General features: G+C 74.2%; 15 protein-coding genes and 1 pseudogene. 13 read left to right on the top strand and 3 right to left on the bottom strand.

Annotated features, from left to right (window positions below; translation table 11 throughout):
• Window positions 1-36: 36 nt before the first annotated feature.
• Window positions 37-1,263 carry a histidine kinase gene (locus AB0D32_RS18110; RefSeq protein WP_357091029.1) on the top strand — a complete coding sequence of 409 codons (1,227 nt, stop codon included), beginning with the start codon at window positions 37-39 and terminating at the stop codon, window positions 1,261-1,263.
• Complete coding sequence (locus AB0D32_RS18105) at window positions 1,260-1,916, top strand: response regulator transcription factor (protein ID WP_357091027.1); 657 nt, start codon at window positions 1,260-1,262, stop codon at window positions 1,914-1,916. Before AB0D32_RS18110 ends, AB0D32_RS18105 begins: the two co-directional genes overlap by 4 nt.
• Window positions 1,917-1,968: 52 nt before the next feature.
• Here the strand turns inward: AB0D32_RS18105 and AB0D32_RS18100 are convergent, their stop codons facing one another.
• Genes AB0D32_RS18100 through AB0D32_RS18090 form a run of 3 tightly spaced genes read right to left on the bottom strand, consistent with a single transcriptional unit; the run spans window position 1,969 to window position 4,605 of the window.
• The gene (locus tag AB0D32_RS18100; protein ID WP_357091025.1) at window positions 1,969-2,652 is read right to left on the bottom strand and encodes a VTT domain-containing protein; all 684 of its coding nucleotides are present in this window, start codon (window positions 2,650-2,652) and stop codon (window positions 1,969-1,971) included.
• Window positions 2,649-3,368, bottom strand: coding sequence for a glutamine amidotransferase (locus AB0D32_RS18095; protein WP_357091022.1), 720 nt, complete (start codon window positions 3,366-3,368; stop codon window positions 2,649-2,651). The genes AB0D32_RS18100 and AB0D32_RS18095 overlap by 4 nt, the downstream gene beginning before the upstream one ends.
• Window positions 3,358-4,605 carry a MurT ligase domain-containing protein gene (locus tag AB0D32_RS18090; protein WP_357091082.1) on the bottom strand — a complete coding sequence of 416 codons (1,248 nt, stop codon included), beginning with the start codon at window positions 4,603-4,605 and terminating at the stop codon, window positions 3,358-3,360. Before AB0D32_RS18090 ends, AB0D32_RS18095 begins: the two co-directional genes overlap by 11 nt.
• Before the next feature lie 354 nt (window positions 4,606-4,959).
• On the opposite strand from AB0D32_RS18090, the gene mraZ reads away from it, so the two are divergent.
• The 11 genes and pseudogenes from mraZ to AB0D32_RS18035 all read left to right on the top strand — a co-directional run bounded on the left by mraZ (window position 4,960) and on the right by AB0D32_RS18035 (window position 18,944).
• Complete coding sequence (gene mraZ, locus AB0D32_RS18085) at window positions 4,960-5,391, top strand: division/cell wall cluster transcriptional repressor MraZ (RefSeq protein ID WP_357091020.1); 432 nt, start codon at window positions 4,960-4,962, stop codon at window positions 5,389-5,391.
• 204 nt (window positions 5,392-5,595) lie between these two features.
• A pseudogene (gene rsmH, locus AB0D32_RS18080) lies at window positions 5,596-6,709 on the top strand (16S rRNA (cytosine(1402)-N(4))-methyltransferase RsmH).
• Window positions 6,699-7,304, top strand: coding sequence for a hypothetical protein (locus AB0D32_RS18075; RefSeq protein WP_357091018.1), 606 nt, complete (start codon window positions 6,699-6,701; stop codon window positions 7,302-7,304). The pseudogene rsmH and the gene AB0D32_RS18075 overlap by 11 nt, the downstream one beginning before the upstream one ends.
• Window positions 7,305-7,309: 5 nt before the next feature.
• Window positions 7,310-9,523 (top strand): penicillin-binding protein 2, encoded by a 2,214-nt coding sequence (locus AB0D32_RS18070; protein ID WP_357091016.1) that lies wholly within the window; start codon window positions 7,310-7,312, stop codon window positions 9,521-9,523.
• Window positions 9,524-9,576: 53 nt separating this feature from the next.
• Window positions 9,577-11,139, top strand: coding sequence for a UDP-N-acetylmuramoyl-L-alanyl-D-glutamate--2,6-diaminopimelate ligase (locus AB0D32_RS18065; protein ID WP_357091080.1), 1,563 nt, complete (start codon window positions 9,577-9,579; stop codon window positions 11,137-11,139).
• A complete protein-coding gene (gene murF / locus AB0D32_RS18060; protein WP_357091014.1) occupies window positions 11,136-12,560 on the top strand; it encodes a UDP-N-acetylmuramoyl-tripeptide--D-alanyl-D-alanine ligase in 1,425 nt (474 codons plus the stop codon). Before AB0D32_RS18065 ends, murF begins: the two co-directional genes overlap by 4 nt.
• Entirely contained in the window at window positions 12,557-13,684 is a 1,128-nt protein-coding gene (mraY, locus tag AB0D32_RS18055) for a phospho-N-acetylmuramoyl-pentapeptide-transferase (protein WP_357091012.1), read from the top strand. The genes murF and mraY overlap by 4 nt, the downstream gene beginning before the upstream one ends.
• A gap of 344 nt (window positions 13,685-14,028) precedes the next feature.
• Window positions 14,029-15,441, top strand: a complete 1,413-nt coding sequence (locus AB0D32_RS18050) for a putative peptidoglycan glycosyltransferase FtsW (RefSeq protein WP_357091078.1) — start codon at window positions 14,029-14,031, stop codon at window positions 15,439-15,441.
• Window positions 15,441-16,547 carry an undecaprenyldiphospho-muramoylpentapeptide beta-N-acetylglucosaminyltransferase gene (gene murG, locus AB0D32_RS18045; RefSeq protein WP_357091010.1) on the top strand — a complete coding sequence of 369 codons (1,107 nt, stop codon included), beginning with the start codon at window positions 15,441-15,443 and terminating at the stop codon, window positions 16,545-16,547. Before AB0D32_RS18050 ends, murG begins: the two co-directional genes overlap by 1 nt.
• 31 nt (window positions 16,548-16,578) lie before the next feature.
• Window positions 16,579-18,132 carry a UDP-N-acetylmuramate--L-alanine ligase gene (murC, locus tag AB0D32_RS18040; protein ID WP_357091008.1) on the top strand — a complete coding sequence of 518 codons (1,554 nt, stop codon included), beginning with the start codon at window positions 16,579-16,581 and terminating at the stop codon, window positions 18,130-18,132.
• Entirely contained in the window at window positions 18,129-18,944 is an 816-nt protein-coding gene (locus AB0D32_RS18035) for an FtsQ-type POTRA domain-containing protein (RefSeq protein WP_357091006.1), read from the top strand. The genes murC and AB0D32_RS18035 overlap by 4 nt, the downstream gene beginning before the upstream one ends.
• Window positions 18,945-18,970: the final 26 nt, after the last annotated feature.

The following is an 18,970-nucleotide window of genomic DNA, read 5'->3' as shown; positions in this document are numbered from 1 at the left end:
ATGCGTCGGCGGCGGCCGGCTGACTACCGTGGGCGCATGGACGCCACCCGGCCGTTGTCGCGCCGCGCCTCGTCGCTGGCGCGGGCGGTGCTGCCCTGGGTCGGCGTCGCGCTGCTGCCGGTCGCCGTGGTCATGGCCCCGGTGATGGCGCGGAGCCGGGACGGCGTGGGGTTCGGCGACTGGTGGCTGGCCGAGCGCTACCTGGTGCCGCTGCTGGCCGTGGGGTTGCCCGCCGGCCTGCTGCGGCGCCGGCCGGTGCTGGCCCTGACGTTGATGCTCGTCGCGGCGTGCGTGGTCACCGTGGCCGTCAACATCCCGGAGGGCGGCTACCTGACCGACATCTGGTACGCGCAGTTCCTGGCGATCGACCTGGTGGTGGGGCTGATCGCGGCGAGGAGGCCCCGCCGCGTCTCGGTGCCGGTGGCCGTCGGGGTGCTCGCCGTGCAGATGACCGCCAGCTTCGTCAACCCCGCCACCGATCCGGTGAGTCGGGCCGTGCTCTCCGTGCTGGCGGTCGTCACGGCGTGGACGGTCGGCAACTCCGTGCGGGCCCGGCGCGGCTACGCCGAGGCCGTCCGGGCGCACACCGCCGCCGAGGCGGTCACCGCCGAGCGGCTGCGCATCGCCCGCGAGCTGCACGACATGGTCGCGCACAGCATCGGGGTGATCGCCATCCAGGCCGGCGTGGGGGCCCGGGTCATCGACACCCAACCGGCCCAGGCCCGCGCCGCGCTGGCCACCATCGAGGCGACCAGCCGCGACACCCTGGCGGGCCTGCGCCGTACGCTCGGCGCGCTGCGCCGCCCGCAGTCGGAGTCGGCGTCGCTGGATCCGACGCCCGGGCTGGACGACCTCGACCGGCTGGTTTCGGCCGCCGCCGACGCCGGGGTGCGGGTGGACCTGCGGCGCGGCGGCGAGCGGCGGCCCGTCCCGGCCGACCTCGACCTCGCCGCGTTCCGGATCGTCCAGGAGGCCCTCACCAACGTGGTACGACACGCGGGCACCGACCGGTGCCGGGTCACCGTCACCCACGGCCCCGACGAGGTCGCGGTGGAAATCCTCGACGACGGCCGGGGCGGCACGGTCGGCGGTGAGGGGCACGGGCTCGTCGGCATGCGTGAACGGGTCGCGCTGACCGGCGGCCGGTTCCACGCCGGGCCGCGCCCGGAGGGCGGCTTCCGGGTGGCGGCGTGGCTGCCGGTGCCACCGGCATCACCGGCGGCGGAGCCGGTCGGATCGCGGGCCGGGACGGGGGAGCGGTGAGCGTCCGGGTGTTGCTCGTCGACGACCAGCCACTGGTCCGGGCCGGCCTGCGGGTGCTCATCGCCGACGCCCCCGACATCGACGTCGTCGGCGAGGCGGGTACGGGGACCGAGGCGGTGCGGCTGGTCCGCGAGGTCGTGCCGGACGTGGTGCTGATGGACCTGCGGATGCCCGGGATGGACGGCATCCAGGCCACCCGGGCGATCACCGCGCACGGCGGATCCACCCGCGTCCTCGTGCTCACCACCTTCGACGACGACGAGCACGTGCACGCCGCGTTGCGCGCCGGCGCGAGCGGGTTCCTGGTCAAGGACATGGCGCTGGACGACATCCTCGGTGCCGTCCGGGTGGTCGCCGCCGGAGACGCGCTGATCGCCCCCGGGGTGACCCGCCGGCTCATCGCCGAGTTCGCCCGTCGGCCCACCCTCGCCGCTCCGACCCGGACCCTCGGCGGCGTCACCGAGCGGGAACGCGAGGTGCTCACCCTCGTCGGCCGGGGACTGTCCAACGGCGAGATCGCCGCCGAGCTGGTGATCAGCGCGGCCACCGCCAAGGCGCACGTGGCCCGGCTGTTCACCAAGCTCGGCGCCCGCGACCGCGTGCACCTCGTCATCGCCGCCTACGAGGCGGGGCTGGTGTCCCCGGCGGGATGAGGCGTGCATCCGCGCTTCTGCCCCGGCGGGATGGGGCGGGGATGCCGCGGCCTCAGGCCGGATCGAGCCGGCGCTGCCGTTCGGCACGCCACCAGCGGCGGATCAGCACGACGCTGGCGACCAGGCCGAGCACGGCCGGGGCCGCGCCGAACCAGTTGACGTCGCCCGGGGAGGTGACCGCCGCGCCCACCGCCGCGTAGCCGAAGGCGGTGGGCGTGGAGGCGATCACGCTGCCGACGAGAAACGGCAGCACCCGGGCGCCGGTGGTGCCGTAGCCGTAGCTGACCAGCCCGAACCCGGCGATCGGCAGCAGCCGTACGGTGATCACACCGAGGACGCTCTGCCGGGCGAACCAGCCGTCCAGCCGGGCCAGCCGGCCGCGTACCCGGGCGGCGACGAACTCCCGCCCGAGCAGGCGGCCGACCGCGAAGCCCAGCGCCGCCGCGAGCAGCGCGGCACCCAGCGCGTACGCGGCGCCCTCGAGCGCGCCGAAGATCGCCCCCGAGGCGAGCGTTATGAAGGTCCGGGGGACCAGCGCGACCAGCAGCAGCGCTCCGCCGCCGACCGCCGCCACGGGGGCGAGCCGGCCCAGCCGGTCGGCCAGCCCGGGCAGCTCGGCCGTCTCGGGCAGGTCGACGACGAGCAGCACCACGCCGAAGGTGGCGAGCAGGAGCAGCAGCAGCGCGAACCGGACGGCCGACGGCTGCCGTGACAGCCGCCGGACGGCCTGGATCATGCCCGGGCTGCGGCCACCGCGGCACGGCGTTCGGCGCGGAGCCGGTCCGGCCAGGTGTCGTCCAGTGGCGGGAGCTGGTGCACGCCGGTGGCCCAGCGCAGCAGCAGGTCTGCCAGGGCGGGGTTGCGCGCCAGGGCCGGGCCGTGCGAATACGTGCCGAGCAGCTTGCCCCGCCACGCCCCCTCGGTGGCGCCGTCGTTGCCGACCCCGGCGGTGACCCGGGCCAGCGGGGAAACCCCCGGGCCGAGGTGGGTGCGCCCGCCGTGGTTCTCGAACCCGGTCAGCGCCGGCACGCCCAGCCGCGGGTCGATGTCACCGGCCAGCTCGCCGACGGCGCGGGTCGGCCCCCGGTCGGAGGAGAGGTCGAGCAGCTCCAGCCCGGCGCAGAGGGTGCCCTTGGCGAAGAAGGAGGTGCCGAGGAGCTGGTAGCCGGCGCAGACGCCGAACACGACCGAGCCCTGGGCGACCGCCCGGTGCAGTCCGCCGTCGGCGAGCAGCCGCTGCGCGCCGAGTGCCTGCGGGCCGTCCTCGCCGCCGCCGATGAGGTAGATGTCGGCGGTGGAGGGGAGCCGCTGGTCGGAGCGCACCTCCAGCACCTCCACCGGGAAGCCGCGCTGCCGCGCCCGGCGGGCGAGGATCAGCGCGTTGCCCCGGTCGCCGTAGGTGGAGAGCAGGTCGGGGTAGATCCAGACGATGCGCAGGCTCTCAGTTGACACGGTCCAACTCCGCTCGGATGTCCTGGAACGCGGTGTAGTTCGCGATGACCTCCAGGCGCCCCGGGGGCACCGACCGGACGGCGTCGTCGAACGTCCGCACGTGCTGGAAGGGCACGTCGTTGACCTCCAGCCGGACCGCGAGGTCGTACGCGCGGTCGCCGGTGATCAGCACCTGCCGGCCCCGTAGCGGGGCGAAGTCGACGTCGAAGAGCCAGGAGGTGTCCATCCCGTCGGGGTCCCGGGCGTTGATGGAGAGCAGTGTCGGGGCGACGTCGGCCATGTCGAACGCCTCGAGCCAGCTGGCCGGGTTCTTCGCCAGCAGCAGACGGATGTTGCGCCCGTCCCGGTCGACCTGCGCGTAGCGGCCCGCGACGGAGGTGACGGTGCCGAGTTGGAGCACCGCGTCCACGGGCCGGACGCCGAACTCGGCGGCGACGGCCAGCGCGGTCGCGGCGTTGCCGACGTTGACCTTGCCGGGGAGCTGGAGCTTGACCTTGTGCCAGGCGCCGGTCGGGTCGACCACGCCGTCGTCCTCCACAGTCCACTGCGGCTCGGGCCGGCGCAGCGGGCAGCCGCTGCACCACCACTGGTCGCCGGAGCGCTGGATGGTGGAGCCGCACTCGGGGCAGACCCAGGAGTCGTCGTGCCAGCGCTGCCCGGCGCTGAACCAGGTGACGTGCGGCGGGGCGATGCGGTGGTCGTGGTTGGGCGGCGGGGTCGCGGCCCACACCACCATCGGGTCGTCGGCGTTGGCGACGATGCGCACGTTGGTGTGCCGGACCAGCGCGGCGCGCCAGAGCTGCGCCATCATGGCGACCTCCTTGGCCCGGTCGAGCTGGTCGCGGGAGAGGTTGAGCAGCGCCACCACGTGCGGCTCGGTGGCGTCGAGCACCTGGGCGAGGTAGTGCTCGTCCACCTCCAGCACCGCGTAGGGCGTGCTGCCGGCCTTGGCGAGCGCCGAGGTGTGCCCGGTCGGCATGTTGGCGCCGAAGGAGTTGGTGGCGACCCGGCCGAGCACCCCGACGGCCGCCGCGGTGAGCCGGGTGGTGGTGGTCTTGCCGTTGGTGCCGGAGATCAGGGCGATGGCGCGCCCGGCCGACAGGTGGGCCAGCAGGTCCGGGTCGATCTTGAGTCCGATCCAGCCGCCGATGACCGAGCCGTCACCGCGCCCCGCGGCCCGCGACAGCGCCGCGGCGGTCCGCGACACCGAGCTGGCCACCTTTGCCCGCAGGGGCATCTTCGCGTCCGTCACCCGAGCGAGGTTACCGGACAGGCGACCCCGCCAGATCGCCGCCGACGGCGAACCGTTCGGCCGGGGTGGTCCGGCGGGGCGGTCGAACCGTACTCGGCCGGATGGAGTCGATCTATGTCGGAAAGCGGACCGGCCCGGCGGGCCCCGCGGCCCTCCACTCCGCTCCACCCCCGTTGACGTGCGGTTTTGCGAGCCAAAACGCCGCGCCACGCGGGCGATTCTGGTTGCGGGTGGAGGGAAGTGGAGTAGAGTGGGGCGCATTGGTGAGGCCGGGAGGGCCCACCGGCCCGGGGGGTCAGCGGCGCCGCGAACGCCGCTCAAGGGCGAGGGGGTTGGGCCGTGTTTCTCGGCACCCACACCCCACGCCTGGACGACAAAGGCCGGTTGATCCTTCCGGCGAAGTTCCGGGACGAGTTGGCGGGGGGTGTCGTGATAACCAAAGGGCAGGATCGCTGCCTCTACGCCTTCCCGATGCCCGAGTTCCAGCGGATCGCGGAGCAGTTGCGAGCGCAGCCGATGACGCACAAGGCGGCCCGGGCCTACAGCCGGGTCTTCTTCGCCAGCGCGCACGACGAGGTGCCCGACAAGCAGGGCCGGGTGACGATCCCGGCCCACCTGCGGGCGTACGCCGCTCTCGACCGGGATCTGGTCGTGATCGGCGCGAGCACCCGGGTGGAGATCTGGGACAAGGCTGCCTGGGAGACCTATCTCGCGGAGAGCGAAGACGACTTCGCCGACATCGAGGAGGGGGTGCTGCCCGGCGGTCTGTAGGGCGTGACGACGCCCGACGTACTGCGAGATCTCCACCCGCTTTCGAGTTCCTGGCACCCCTTCCCCGGTGCCAGGCGCACGATCCGATCGGAGGGCCGCGGCCTCCGACGGGCGAGAGCGGATGGGGATCTGGCGGTACGACGGCACGGCGTCGTCCGACGACGGACGCATGAAGGACGAAGGTTCACACCAGTGGGGGTCGACATGGGGGAGCTACGCGGCACGCACGTGCCGGTGCTACTCGAGCGGTGTCTCGAGTTGCTGGCCCCCGCGCTGGGCCGGGGCGGGCGGACGGTCCACGTCGACGCGACGTTGGGGCTGGCCGGGCACGCCGAGGCGGTACTCGAGGCGCATCCGGAGACGGTGCTGATCGGGTTGGACCGGGACACCGAGGCGCTCGCCCACGCGCGCGTCCGGCTGGCCCGCTTCGCCGACCGCGTCCATTTGGAGCACGCCGTCTACGACGAACTGCCGGAGGTGCTCGACCGGCTGGGCTACCCGGGGATCGACGGGATTCTGTTCGACCTGGGCGTTTCCTCCCTGCAACTCGACGCGCCCGACCGCGGGTTCGCCTACGCGCAGGACGCCCCGCTGGACATGCGGATGGACCAGACCCGGGGGGTGACCGCCGAGGAGGTGGTCAACACCTACGCCCACCCGGACCTGGCCCGGGTGTTGCGGGTCTACGGCGAGGAGAAGTTCGCGGGTCGGATCGCCTCGGCGATCATCCGCGAGCGCGAGCGGGCCCGGATCACCTCGTCGGCGCGGCTGGCCGAACTGGTCAGGGAGTCCATTCCGGCACCGGCCCGACGAACCGGTGGACACCCGGCTAAGAGAACGTTTCAGGCTTTACGGATCGAGGTAAACAAGGAACTGGCAGCGCTGGAGACGGCGCTGCCGGCCGCGCTCGACAAGCTCAACGTGGGCGGTCGCATGGTGGTCCTGTCCTACCACTCGCTGGAGGACCGGCTCACCAAGGCCGCGCTCGCCGACCGGGTCCGCAGTAAGGGCCCGATCGACCTCCCGGTCGAACTGCCCGGGTCCGGTCCGACGTTCAGGCTGCTCAGCCGGGGCGCCGAACTGCCCGGGGAGGCGGAGGTCGCCGCGAACCCGCGGGCCGCCTCGGTGCGGCTGCGGGCCGCGGAGCGGCTCGACCCGGACGCGGCACAGCAGGGGCGTACCGACCGCGAACGGTACCGCCGGCGGGTCAAGGCGATGCACCAACCAGGGGCGGGGACCCCCGGATCCGACCCGGATCCGACGGACCCCGGGAGACGGGACAGGGACGGACGAAGAGGGGGAGGGACATGAGTGTTGACAAGCGCGACCGCCGGGACGTAACCGGCGGCGGGCAGCGCACACCGCGGTCGGGGGGCCGGACCGCGGCGGAGCGGACCACGCGCATCGGGACCGGCACGCCGCGCGCGGACCGGGTGAGCCCGCAGCGGGAGACTCGCGCCCGGGGGGCGCGCGAGTTTCCGACCCAGGGCAGCGCCGCGCTTCGGCCGGCGGAGCGGGACAACGCCGACAGGGCGCGTACGCCCCGGCTGCGGGTGGCACCGCCGCCGCCGGTGAGGGTGCCGCGGGCGCCGTTCGCCGCGCTGGTGTTGGTGCTGGTGGTCGGCGGGGTGCTCGGCATCCTGCTGGTCAACACGAAGATCAACGAGAACGCCTTCCGGTTGGAGAAGCTCCAGGAGCAGCAGGCCAAGCTCGACGTGGAGCAGCAGCAGCTGAACAAGCAGATCGCCGACGCGGAGGCCCCGGGCAACCTGGAGGCCCACGCCCGCAGGCTCGGTCTGGTGGAGGCGGGCGAGCCGGCCTACATCCGGCTGCCCGACGGCAAGGTGATCGGCGTGCCGCAGCCGGCCGACGGCCAGCCCTCGATCACCAGCCAGCAGGGCGCGGGAGGCTGACGACAGTGCCGCCGAGATCGGAGGAACCGCGCCGGGACGCCACAGGCTCCCGGCGCGGTTCGTCCCGTGACGCGGGTGGCCGGGGCACCCCACCGCGCTCCGGCGAGCCGGGGGTCGGTGGCATCTCCGACGCCCGGGCGTACACACCGCGCGGGCGCACCGTGCGCGAGCAGCGCGCCGGCGGGCGCGCCGAGCGGGGCGCCGACGCCGGCCCCGCCGAGCAGCGCCGTACCCCGCGCAGCACCCGCTCCGGCGACCCGTTCCGCCCCGCCCTGCAGGTGCTCGACGGCGGGCGCGCGGGCGCCGGCCGGGCCGGGCGGCGGGAGACGGCGGGCCGCCCCGGCGTCGTCCGCACCGTCACGCCACGTACCCCACGCCACGACGACGAGTCTCCGCCGCCGCGCCGCCGCGCCGCCCCGCGCCCCGCGCGCCGGCCGGACCGCCAGGCCGCCCGGCGGCCGTCGCGCAAGCCGCCGAAGCCGCCCCGGCTGGCCGATCCCCGGCGCCGGCTGCGGCTGGGCACCGTGCTCACCCTGACGCTCTTCGCCGTCATCGGCATCCGGCTGGTCGTCCTCCAGACCGTGGAGACCCCGGCGTACGCCGGCGGCGGCGTCGCCGAGCGGCTGCGCAACGTGACCCTGCCGGCGGCGCGCGGCGCCATCTACGACCGGTTCGGCGCCCCGCTGGCGCGCAGCGTCGAAGCCCGGTACGTCTACGCCGACCCCACCCAGATCAAGGACCAGCAGGGCACCGCCAAGGCGCTGTCCCCGCTGCTCGGCATCCCGGCCTCGGAGTTGGCCAAGAAGATGCAGCCCCGCAAGCGGGACAACGGCAAGGACTCGCAGTTCGAGTACCTCGCCCGGGGGGTGGACATCGACCAGGCCAAGCGGATCACGGAGCTGGAGCTCGACGGCATCTACACGCACCGCGACGAGCGGCGCGAGGTGCCCGGCGGCGACCTCGCCGCCAACCTGCTCGGCTTCACCAGCCAGGACATGGTCGGGCTGGAGGGGCTGGAGGCCCGCTACGACGACCTGCTGCGCGGCAAGGACGGCAAGCGGGTCTACGAGGTCGGCGTCGGCGACCTGGCCGCCCCGATCCCCGGCGGCTACAGCGAGACGACCAAGGCCAAGCCGGGTAGTTCCCTCCAGCTCACCATCAACCGCGACCTCCAGTTCATGGTGCAGCGGATGCTCAGCCGGCACATGGCGCAGAGCAAGGGCAGCACCGGTGCGGCCGTGGTGATCGAGATTCCCTCGGGCGAGGTGCTGGCCCAGGCCAGCCACCCCACCTACAACGCGGCGAAGCCCGTGCCGAGCGAGCCGACCGACCGGGAGGACGCGGCCACCAGCTTCGTGGTCGACCCCGGCTCGGTGCACAAGGCGATCACCTTCGGCGCCGCGCTCCAGGAGCGCGTGATCACCCCGGACACCACGATGCCGATCGCCAACGCGATCAAGAAGGGCGACACGTGGTTCGCCGACACCCACCGGGCCAACGGAAAGCAGATGAGCCTGCCCGGGATGATGGCGTACTCGTCCAACGTCGGCACGATCCAGATCGCCGAGAAGCTCGGCCCGGAACGCCTGATCGACTACCAGAAGCGGTTCGGCCTCGGGGAACCGACGCGGGTCGGCATGCCCGGCGAGGCCAGCGGACGGCTCCTGCCTGCCGACGAATGGAGCGGATCGTCGCACGGGTCGGTGCCGATCGGGCACAGCGTGGACGCCACGCCGCTCCAGATGGCCGCCGCGTACGCGACGATCGCCAACAACGGCACGTACGTCCAGCCGCGCCTGGTCAAGGCCGTGATCGGGCCGGACGGAAAGCGTACGCCGACGGAGCCCCCGGTCACCCGGTCGGTGCTCAGCCCGGAGAACGCGGCCGCCCTGCGGCACATCCTGGAGGCGGTCACCACGGTCGAGGACGCCACCGGCACGCCGGCGGCGATCCCGGAGTGGCGGGTCGCCGGCAAGACCGGCACCGGCTGGCGGCTGGTCGACGGGCGCAAGCAGCCCGGCGAGGTGGCCTCGTTCATCGGGATGGCCCCGGCCGAGAAACCCCGCTACGTGATCGCGGTCTTCGCGCACACGCCCTCCGGCGGGGGCGGGGCCATCGCGGCCCCCGCGTTCCGGGAGATGATGCAGTTCACGCTGCGTCAGAACGGCGTGCCGCCGAGCGGGGAGAAGGCCCCGAAGTTCACCGTCTATCCGCGCTGAGCGGCCATCCCGGGACATCATCGGTGAGTGCGGACGAAACCACCGGGGCGGCTGTGCGGCCGGAACCGGACGACCGGGTAGGGTCTGACGCCGTGCCCGGCAATCCTCGTCCCCGTACCGTGATCGGTGTCCGGCTCGGCGACCTCGCCGCCCGGCTCGCCGTCGAGCCCCCGGAGGGCGCCGCCGAGCTGGTGGTGACCGGGGTGACCCACGCCAGCCAGGAGGTTCGCCCCGGCGACCTGTACGCGGCCCTGCCGGGCGCCCGCCGGCACGGCGCGGAGTTCGCCGCCGGTGCGGCGGCGGCCGGCGCGGTGGCCGTGCTGACCGATCCGGCGGGTGCCCCGGCGGTGGCCGAGGCGGGCCTGCCGGCGCTGGTGGTGTCGGACCCGCGTGCGGTGCTGGGCACCCTCGCCGCGGCCGTCTACGGCGACCCGACCGATCAGCTGACGGTGATCGGGGTGACCGGCACGGCGGGCAAGACCTCGACGGCCTACCTGGTCGAGTCCGGCCTGCGCGCCGCCGGCCACACCACCGGCCTGATCGGCACCGTCGAGACCCGCCTCGGCGACCTGGTGATCGACAGCGTGCGCACCACGCCCGAGGCCACCGACCTGCACGCCATGCTGGCCGCCGCCCGCGAACGCGGCGTCACCGCCGTGGTCATGGAGGTCTCCAGCCATGCCCTGGCGATGGGCCGGGTCGGCGGCGTCCGGTTCACCGTCGGCGGCTACACCAACTTCGGCTCCGACCACCTGGACTTCCACGCCGACTCGGCGGACTACTTCGCCGCGAAGGCGCAGCTCTTCGACGGGCGCTGCGCGGTGGAGGTGCTCAACCACGACGACCCGGCGCTGAAGCCGCTGTACGGCCCGGCGACCGTGACCTACTCGGCGGCCGGCGACCCGACCGCCACCTGGTGGGCGGACGAGGCCGGTGGCGAGGGGTACGCGCAGCGGTTCACCGCCCACGGCCCGGACGGGCTGGCCCTGCCGGCCGGCGTGGCGCTGCCGGGGCGGCACAACGTGGCCAACGCCCTGCTGGCCATCGCCGTGCTGGTCGCCGCCGGCGTGGACGCGCAGACGGCCGCCAGCGGGGTCGCCGCCTGCGGCGGGGTTCCCGGCCGGCTGGAGCTGGTGAGCGCCCCCGGCCCGGTCCTGGGCGTGGTCGACTACGCGCACAAGGCGGACGCGATCGTCGCCGCGCTGTCCGCGCTGCGGGAGTTCGGCGCGGGCCGGTTGATCTGCGTGATCGGTGCCGGCGGCGACCGGGACCGGGGCAAGCGGCCGGTGATGGGCGCCACCGCGGCGGAGGGAGCCGACGTGGTGCTGGTGACCGACGACAATCCGCGCACCGAGGACCCGGCGGCGATCCGGGCCGAGGTGCTCGCCGGTGCCCGCGGGGCCGGCGCGGCGGCCCGGATCGAGGAGGTCGCCGACCGGCGGACGGCGATCGACGCGGCCGTCCGGCTGGCCGGACCGGGCGACGTGGTCGCGGTGCTCGGCAAGGGCCACGAGCGCGGCCAGGAGATCGGCGGCGAGGTGCTTCCGTTCGACGACCGCACCGAGCTGGCCGACGCGCTGCGCGCCCGCTTCGCCGACCCGGCGGGGCAGCGGTGATCGCGCTCAGCCTGGCCGAGGTCGCCTCGGCGGTCGACGGGCGGCTGGCCGGCGCCGACCCGCAGGCCAGGGTCACCGGGCCGGTGGAGTTCGACTCGCGCAAGGTGCGCCCGGGCGCGCTCTTCGTCGCCTTCCCCGGCGAGAAGGTCGACGGGCACGACTACGCCGCCGGGGCCGTGGAGGCCGGCGCGGTGGCCGTGCTCGGCACCCGGGAGGTGCCCGGCGTGCCGATGGTGCTGGTCGACGACGCGCTGGCCGCGATGGGCCGGCTGGCCCGCGCGGTGGTCGACCGGCTGCCCGGGCTCACCGTCATCGGTCTGACCGGCTCGTCGGGCAAGACCACCACCAAGGACCTGATCGCCCAGCTCACGGCGCGGCTCGGCCCGACCGTGGCCCCGCCCGGGTCGTTCAACAACGAGCTGGGGCACCCGTACACGGCGTTGCAGGCCGGGTCGGAGACCCGCTACCTGGTGATGGAGAAGGGCGCCCGCGGGGTGGGGCACGTGCGCTACCTCTGCGACGTGGTGCCGCCCCGGATCTCCGTGGTGCTCAACGTCGGGGTGGCACACATCGGCGAGTTCGGCTCGGTGGAGACGATCGCGCTGGCCAAGGGCGAGCTGGTCGAGGCGCTGCCCGCCGACGGCCTGGCCGTGCTGAACGCCGACGACCCGCTGGTCGACGCGATGGCCGACCGGACGGCCGCCCGGGTGATCCGCTACGGCGAGGCGGCGCACGCCGACGTGCGGGCCGAGGACGTGACGCTGGACGACCGGGGGCGGCCCGCGTACACCCTCATCACCCCGGAGGGGACCGCGCCGGTGCGGCTGGGGCTGACCGGCCGGCACCAGGTGTCCAACTCGCTCGCCGCCGCCGCGGTGGCCCGCGAGCTGGGCATGCCGCTGGCGGAATTGGCCATCGCGCTGGGTGCGCTGGGGCTGGTCTCCACCCGTCGGATGGACGTCTTCGAGCGCGTCGACGGGGTGACCGTGATCGACGACTCGTACAACGCCAACCCCGCCTCCATGGCGGTCGCGCTGCGCGCGCTGGCCGGCATCGGGCGGGAGCGGCGCACCGTCGCGGTGCTCGGCTACATGGCGGAGCTGGGCCCGTTCGAACGCGACGGGCACGCCGAGGTCGGCCGGCTCACGGCCGAGCTGGGCGTCGACCGGCTGCTCGTGGTGGGCGAGCCGGCCGCGCCGATCCACGAAGGCGCGACATCGGTAGGTGACTGGGGAGGAGAGTCGGTGCTGCTCACCGATCAGGCGGCGGCCGTCGAGGTGCTGCGGAGCGAGTTACGACCGGGCGACGTCGTCCTGGTGAAGGGCTCCCGGTACCGCACCTGGGAGGTGGCCGACGCGCTGCGCGCGGACGCCGCCGGCAGCGGGACCAACCCGCCGGGGACGGGGGGCGGCGCCGCATGAGGGCGGTCATCGTCGCCATCGGGGTGGCCTTCCTGGTCTCGCTGCTCTGCACCCCGATCGCGATCAAGGTGTTCGCCCGGCTGAAAGCCGGCCAGCCGATCCGATCAAACCTCGGGCTCGCCAGCAACGAGGGCAAGAAGGGCACGCCGACGATGGGCGGCGTGGTGTTCATCCTCGCCACGGTCATCGCGTACGTGGCCGGTCACCTGGCCCTGACCACCCTGCCGGACGCGCAGATCGCCCAGGTCGAGCCGACGATCACCGCGCTGGTGCTGCTGGGGCTGATGGTCTTCTCCGGCGCCGTCGGCTTCATCGACGACTTCCTCAAGGTGCGCAAGCGGCACAGCGGCGGGCTCAACAAGCGCGGCAAGCTGCTCGGCCAGATCCTGGTCGGCGCGGTCTTCGGCGTGGTGGCGCTCTACTTCCCGAGCACGATGACCGACGCCTCGGGCGCGGTGACCAACACCGAGACGGTGGGCAGCACGACGCTCAGCTTCATCCGGGACATCCCGGCGCTGGACGTCAGCAAGATCGGCGCGGTGGTCATCTTCATCTTCGTCGTGATGGCCGCGACCAACGGCGTCAACCTCACCGACGGCCTCGACGGCCTGGCGACCGGCGCCTCGGTGATGGTCCTCGCCGCGTACGCGCTGATCGCCTTCTGGCAGTACCGGCACTGGTGCGCCGACCCGAACTACACCCAGGACTACTGCTACTCGGTCCGGGACCCGCTGGAGATCGCGCTGATCGCCGGCGCGGCGGCCGGGGCCTGCGTCGGCTTCCTGTGGTGGAACACCTCGCCGGCGCGGATCTTCATGGGCGACACCGGGGCGCTGGGCCTCGGCGGCCTGATCGCCGGCATGGCGATGTCCACCCGGACGATCCTGCTGCTGCCGATCATCGGTGGCCTCTTCGTGATCATCACGATGTCCGTGGTGATCCAGATTATCTCGTTCCGGACCACCGGCAAGCGGGTGTTCCGGATGTCGCCGTTGCAGCACCACTTCGAGCTCGCCGGGTGGAGCGAGGTCAACATCGTGGTCCGGTTCTGGATCATCGCCGGCATCGGCGTGGCCATCGCGCTGGGCCTGTTCTACAGCGAGTTCCTCGCCAACATGACCTGAGCCGGCCGACAGGCACCGCCGCGGGGTCCGGGCGCGCGTCGTCCGGGCCCCGCGGCGTGTCCGCCCGGCGCGGCGGCGCGCGCGGCCGGGCGAAAGCCCGACACGCCGACCGGTCGGTTGCGCCGGTGGTGGCCTCGCAAAACCGCCATGATGGTGCCGTGGGGGAGGGACGAGGCATCAAGGTCACGACAGAGGGTCCGTCCGGGCGGTCACCGCGCGGCAGGCGTATCCGCGACGCGCCCGCCGCGACGCGGGGGCCGGACGACCCCGGTCCCCAGGTGCCGCGCGGGCTGGACGCCGCCGGCGGGCTGGCCGCGCTGCGCGGGCTGGACGCCGCCGGCGGGCTGGCCGCGCTGCGCGGCCTGCTGGACCGCCCGCTGGCCTCCTACTACCTGCTGCTCTCCAGCGCCGGCCTGCTGCTGCTGATCGGCCTCACCATGGTCTTCTCGGCGACGAGCGTCCGGGACTACGCGGAGAACGGCAACGCCTCGGCGTCCCTGGTCAAGCAGACGATCTTCGCGGTGATCGGCATCGTCGCCTTCTGGGCCTGCCAACGGCTACCGGCGACCACCTACCGGGCGCTGGGCCGGCCGCTGCTGTTCACGGCGATCGGCCTGCTGCTGGTGCTCAACCTGCTGCTCGCGTACGCCCGGCTGACCAACCAGGAGTCGGCCCGGATCGGCCCGCTCGAGGCCCGGCTGCTGTGGCTGTTCGTGGGCGGCATCCAGGTGCAGCCCTCCGAGCTGGCGAAGTTCGCCCTGGTGCTCTGGGGAGCCCACGTGATCGCCCGCAAGGGCGCCGCGCTCGGCTGGTGGCGCGAGCTGGCCACCCCGCTCTTCCCGGTGGTCGGCCTGCTCTTCGTCCTCGTGGGCTACAACGACCTGGGCACGATGCTCTGCCTGCTCGCCCTGGTGGTGGGGCTGCTCTGGGCGGCCGGGGTACGCAAGCGGGTCTTCGGCATGCTGTCCGTGCTCGGGCTGATCGGCGTCGGGCTGCTGATCGCCGTCGCCTCGCTGGGCGCGGGCTCCGGGAAGCGGGGCGAGGAGAACTACCGCCTGGCCCGGCTGATGTCGTTCTTCAACCCGCCCGCCCCGGACGAGTGCAAGCTCGACGGCTGCTTCCAGATCTACCAGGGGCGGCTCGCCATCGAGCACGGCGGCTGGTTCGGCGTCGGGCTCGGCAAGTCCAGCCTGAAGTTCGGCTGGCTGCCGGAGGCGCACAACGACTTCATCTTCGCGATCATCGCGGAGGAGCTGGGCGTGGTCGGCTGCGTGGTGGTGCTCAGCCTGTTCGCCGTGCTGGCCTACACCGGGCTGCGCATCGCCCGCCGGGTCGACGACCCGTTCCGCCGGCTCGCCGCCGCGGCGGTGACCACCTGGCTGGTCAGCCAGGCGGTGATCAACATCGGCGGAGTGGTCGGGCTGCTGCCGATCACCGGCCTGCCGCTGCCGTTCATCTCCGACGGCGGCAGCGCCCTGGTCGTCACCCTCGCCGCGATCGGGATGCTCGCCTCCTTCGCCCGTGCCGAACCCGACGCCGCCAGAGCGCTGCATGCCCGTCCGCCGGCCCGATGGGTCCGACTACTCTGGGCCCCGTTGCCGCCGCTTCCCGGGCGACGCCGCCGTCCGGCGGCGCCCCCGGCTGCCCGAGGGTCCGTGCCCCGGTCGCGGGAGCGGCGGCCGGACGACCTGGCCGCACCGCGCGGGGGCCGGCTGGCCCGGACCCGCCGCGGGTCGGCGGACGAGAGGAGACGTTGATGGGTCCGCTGCGTTCGGTGGTGCTCGCGGGAGGTGGCACCGGGGGGCACATCTACCCGCTGCTCGCCTTCGCCGACTGCCTGCGCCGACACGACCCCGGCGTCCGGATCACCTGCCTGGGCACACCGAGGGGCCTGGAGAACGAGCTGATCCCGCCGCAGGGCTACGACCTGCGTCAGATCCCGGCCTACCAGCTGCCCCGGTCGGTGAACATGAACCTGGTCAAGACGCCCGGCCGGATGTGGACCGCGGCCCGCGCCGCGGGCAAGGTCGTCGACGAGGTGCGCGCCGACGTGGTGGTCGGCTTCGGCGGGTACGTCTCCGTGCCGGCCTACCTCGCCGCCTGGCGCCGCGAGCTGCCGATCGTGATCCACGAGGTGAACGTGCCGCCGGGGGTGGCCAACCGGCTGGGTATGAGGTTCACCAAGCACGTGGCGGTCGGCTTCCCGCACCAGCCCGCCCAGGCCGAGGCCCTGCGCGACGCCCGGGTGGTCGGCGTGCCGCTGCGCCGGGGCATCGCCGGGCTGGACCGGGTCGCCATGCGCAACCGGGCGCGGGCCCACTTCGGGCTCCGTCCCGACCTGCCGGTGCTCTTCGTCGCCGGCGGCTCGCAGGGCGCCCGCTCGATCAACCTCGCCGTCTCCGGCGCGGCCAAGGAACTGGCCCGCAACGGGGTGCAGGTGCTGCACGTGATCGGCGCCCGCAACGAGCCGGTGCCGGTCCCCACCGACCTGCCGGTCCCGTACGTGACGCTGCCGTACCTGTCCGAGATGGAGGCCGGGTACGCCGCGGCGGACCTGATGCTCGGCCGGGGCGGGGCGATGACCTGCGCGGAGGTGGCGGCGATCGGGCTGCCCACCATCTACGTGCCGTACCCGCACAGCAACCAGGAGCAGAAGCGCAACGCGCTACCCGTGGTCGAGGCGGGCGGCGGGCTGCTCGTCGACGACGCCGAGCTGACCCCCGACTGGGTGGAGCGGACGGTCATCCCGCTGATCCGCGACCCGCACCGGCTGCACACGATGGGCGCCGCCGCGGCCGCGTACGGGCGCCGCGACGGCGACGAGGCGCTGCTCAACTTCGTCTACGAGGCGGTGGCCCGATGAGTGGGGGCGCCGCGACGGGAAGGTACGCGTCATGAACACCGCACAGTTCACCCCGGCCGGCACGCTCACCGCCGAGGACCTGGGCACGATCCACCTGATCGGGGTCGGTGGGGTCGGCATGAGCGGGCTGGCCCGGCTCTTCCTCACCCGGGGCATCCCGGTCTCCGGCAGCGAGCTGCGGGAGTGGCCCTCCCTGGCCGGCATGCGCGCTCTCGGCGCGACCATCCACATGAGCCACGAGGCGTCCAACCTCGACGGCGTCGACACGGTCGTCTACTCCTCGGCGATTCCGCAGGACCACCTGGAGATGGTGGAGGCACGCCGGCGTGGCCTGCGCGTGCTGCACCGCTCCGAGGCCCTGGCCGCCGCGATGACGGGTCGCCGGACGGTGGCGGTCGCCGGCACCCACGGCAAGACCACCACGACCTCGATGGTCACCATGGTGCTCCAGCAGGCCGGACAGGATCCGTCCTTCGTGATCGGCGGGGAGATCTCCGAGGTCGGCTCGGGCGCCCACCACGGCACGGGCGAGTACTTCGTGGTCGAGGCGGACGAGAGTGACCGCTCCTTCCTGATCTACCGGCCGTATGTGTCGATCATCACCAACGTCGAGGCCGACCACCTGAACACCTACGGCGACCTCGCCACGCTGGAGGCGGCCTTCGCCGACTTCGCCCGGCTCACCGACCCGGACGGCTTCATCATCACCTGCGCCGACGACGCGGGCGGGCGACGGCTGGCCGAGACGCTGCGGGCGGAGGGCCGCCGGGTGCACACGTACGGCGAGGCTGCCGACGCTGACCTGCGGCTGACCGACATCGCCTCGTCGGCCCGGGGCGTGCGTTACCTGGCGGGCATCGACGGGCGGTCGCTCGGCGAGTTCCGGCTGCCGGTGCCGGGGCGGCACATGGGGCTCAACAGCGCCTCGGCCGTGCTGACCGAGTACCTGCTCGGCCTGCCGCTGGAGGCGGCGGAGGGCGCGCTCGCGGCGTTCCCCGGCGTGCGGCGGCGCTTCGAGCGCAAGGGCGTCGCGGACGACGTGCTGGTCTACGACGAGTACGCCTACCACCCGACCTCGATGACGCTGGCCTTGCAGACGCTGCGCGAGGTGGCCGGGGACGGCAGGCTGATCGTGGTCTTCCAGCCCTACCGGCTCTACCGCACCCGCGACCTCCAGGCGGAGATCGCCGAGTCGCTGGCCATCGCCGACGAGGTGGTGCTGCTGGAGGTCTTCGGCCCGGGCGAGCTGCGTGAGCCGGGGGAGGGGTCGGCGGCGCTGGTCGAGGCGGTGTCGCTGCCGGCGGAGCGGAAGGTCTTCGTGGACTCGTGGGAGGCCGCGCCGGTGGAGGTGGCCCGGCGGGCCCGCCCCGGCGACGTCGTGGTGACCATGGGAGCCCCACCGATCTCGCTGATGGGGGACCAGCTGCTGGCCGCGCTGTCGGCGCGTACCGCGGATCCGGCGACGCCGACGGGCACGACGCCCGGCGGTGAGGCGGGCGGGGCGACGACCATCGGTGGCAGCGTCCCCGGCGTCGGCGGTGCCGGCGGCGGGGTCCCGGACGGCGCGGCGCCCTCGGCCGGATGAGTCCCGGCCCGGCGCGGGGGCGCACCACCGGCGCGGACGGCGGCGGCCGGCGTGGGCCGGTGCGGCGGTGGCAGCTGGTCCGGGCCGGCAGCGACGCCGTCCCCACCTCGACCCGCCGGTTCATGGCCCGGGCCCGGCAGCGTCGGATGCGCGCGGCGTTGCCGTGGGCGATCGCCGCGGGCGTGCTCGGCGTGGCCGGGCTGGTCGTCTGGGCGCTGCTCGGCACCGGCCTGTTCGGGGTGCGCGAGGTCCGCGTCGAGGGCGCCGACCTGGTCACCGCGGTGCAGGTCCGCGACGCGGCCGCGGTGCCCGACGACGCGCCGCTGGCCCGGGTGGACCTGGCCGCCACCGCCCGGCGGGTCGGCGGGCTGCCGGCGGTGGAGCAGGCGGTGGTGACCCGGGACTGGCCGGACACGCTGGTGGTACGGGTGACCGAGCGCTCCGGCGTGGCGGTGGTGCCGCGCGGGGAGCAGTTCGTGGTGATCGATCGCGCGGGCGTGGTCTTCCGGACCGTGCCACGGCCGCCGGACGGCCTGCCGGTGGTACGGCTCGCCGAGCCGGGGCCGGGCGACGGGTCGACCCGGGCCGCGTTGGAGGTGCTCGGCGCGCTCACCCCGGAACTGCGCGCCGAGCTGGTGGACGTGACCGTCGAGGGGCTGGCCCGGATCACGCTGCGGCTGCGCGGCGACCGGGTGGTGGTCTGGGGGGACGCGACCCGGGGCGCGGACAAGGCCCGGGTGGCCAGCGCCCTGCTCGACCGGAAGGCCGACACCATCGACGTCAGCGCGCCGGACGTGGTGACCCTGCGGTGACCGGGTTGCGTGGCCTGGGACGTGAC

Source organism: Micromonospora sp. NPDC048170, assembly GCF_040652795.1.
GTDB lineage: Bacteria > Actinomycetota > Actinomycetes > Mycobacteriales > Micromonosporaceae > Micromonospora.
The sequence above is the reverse complement of the archived record's forward strand: the minus strand, read 5'-3'. Positions and strand labels throughout refer to the sequence as shown.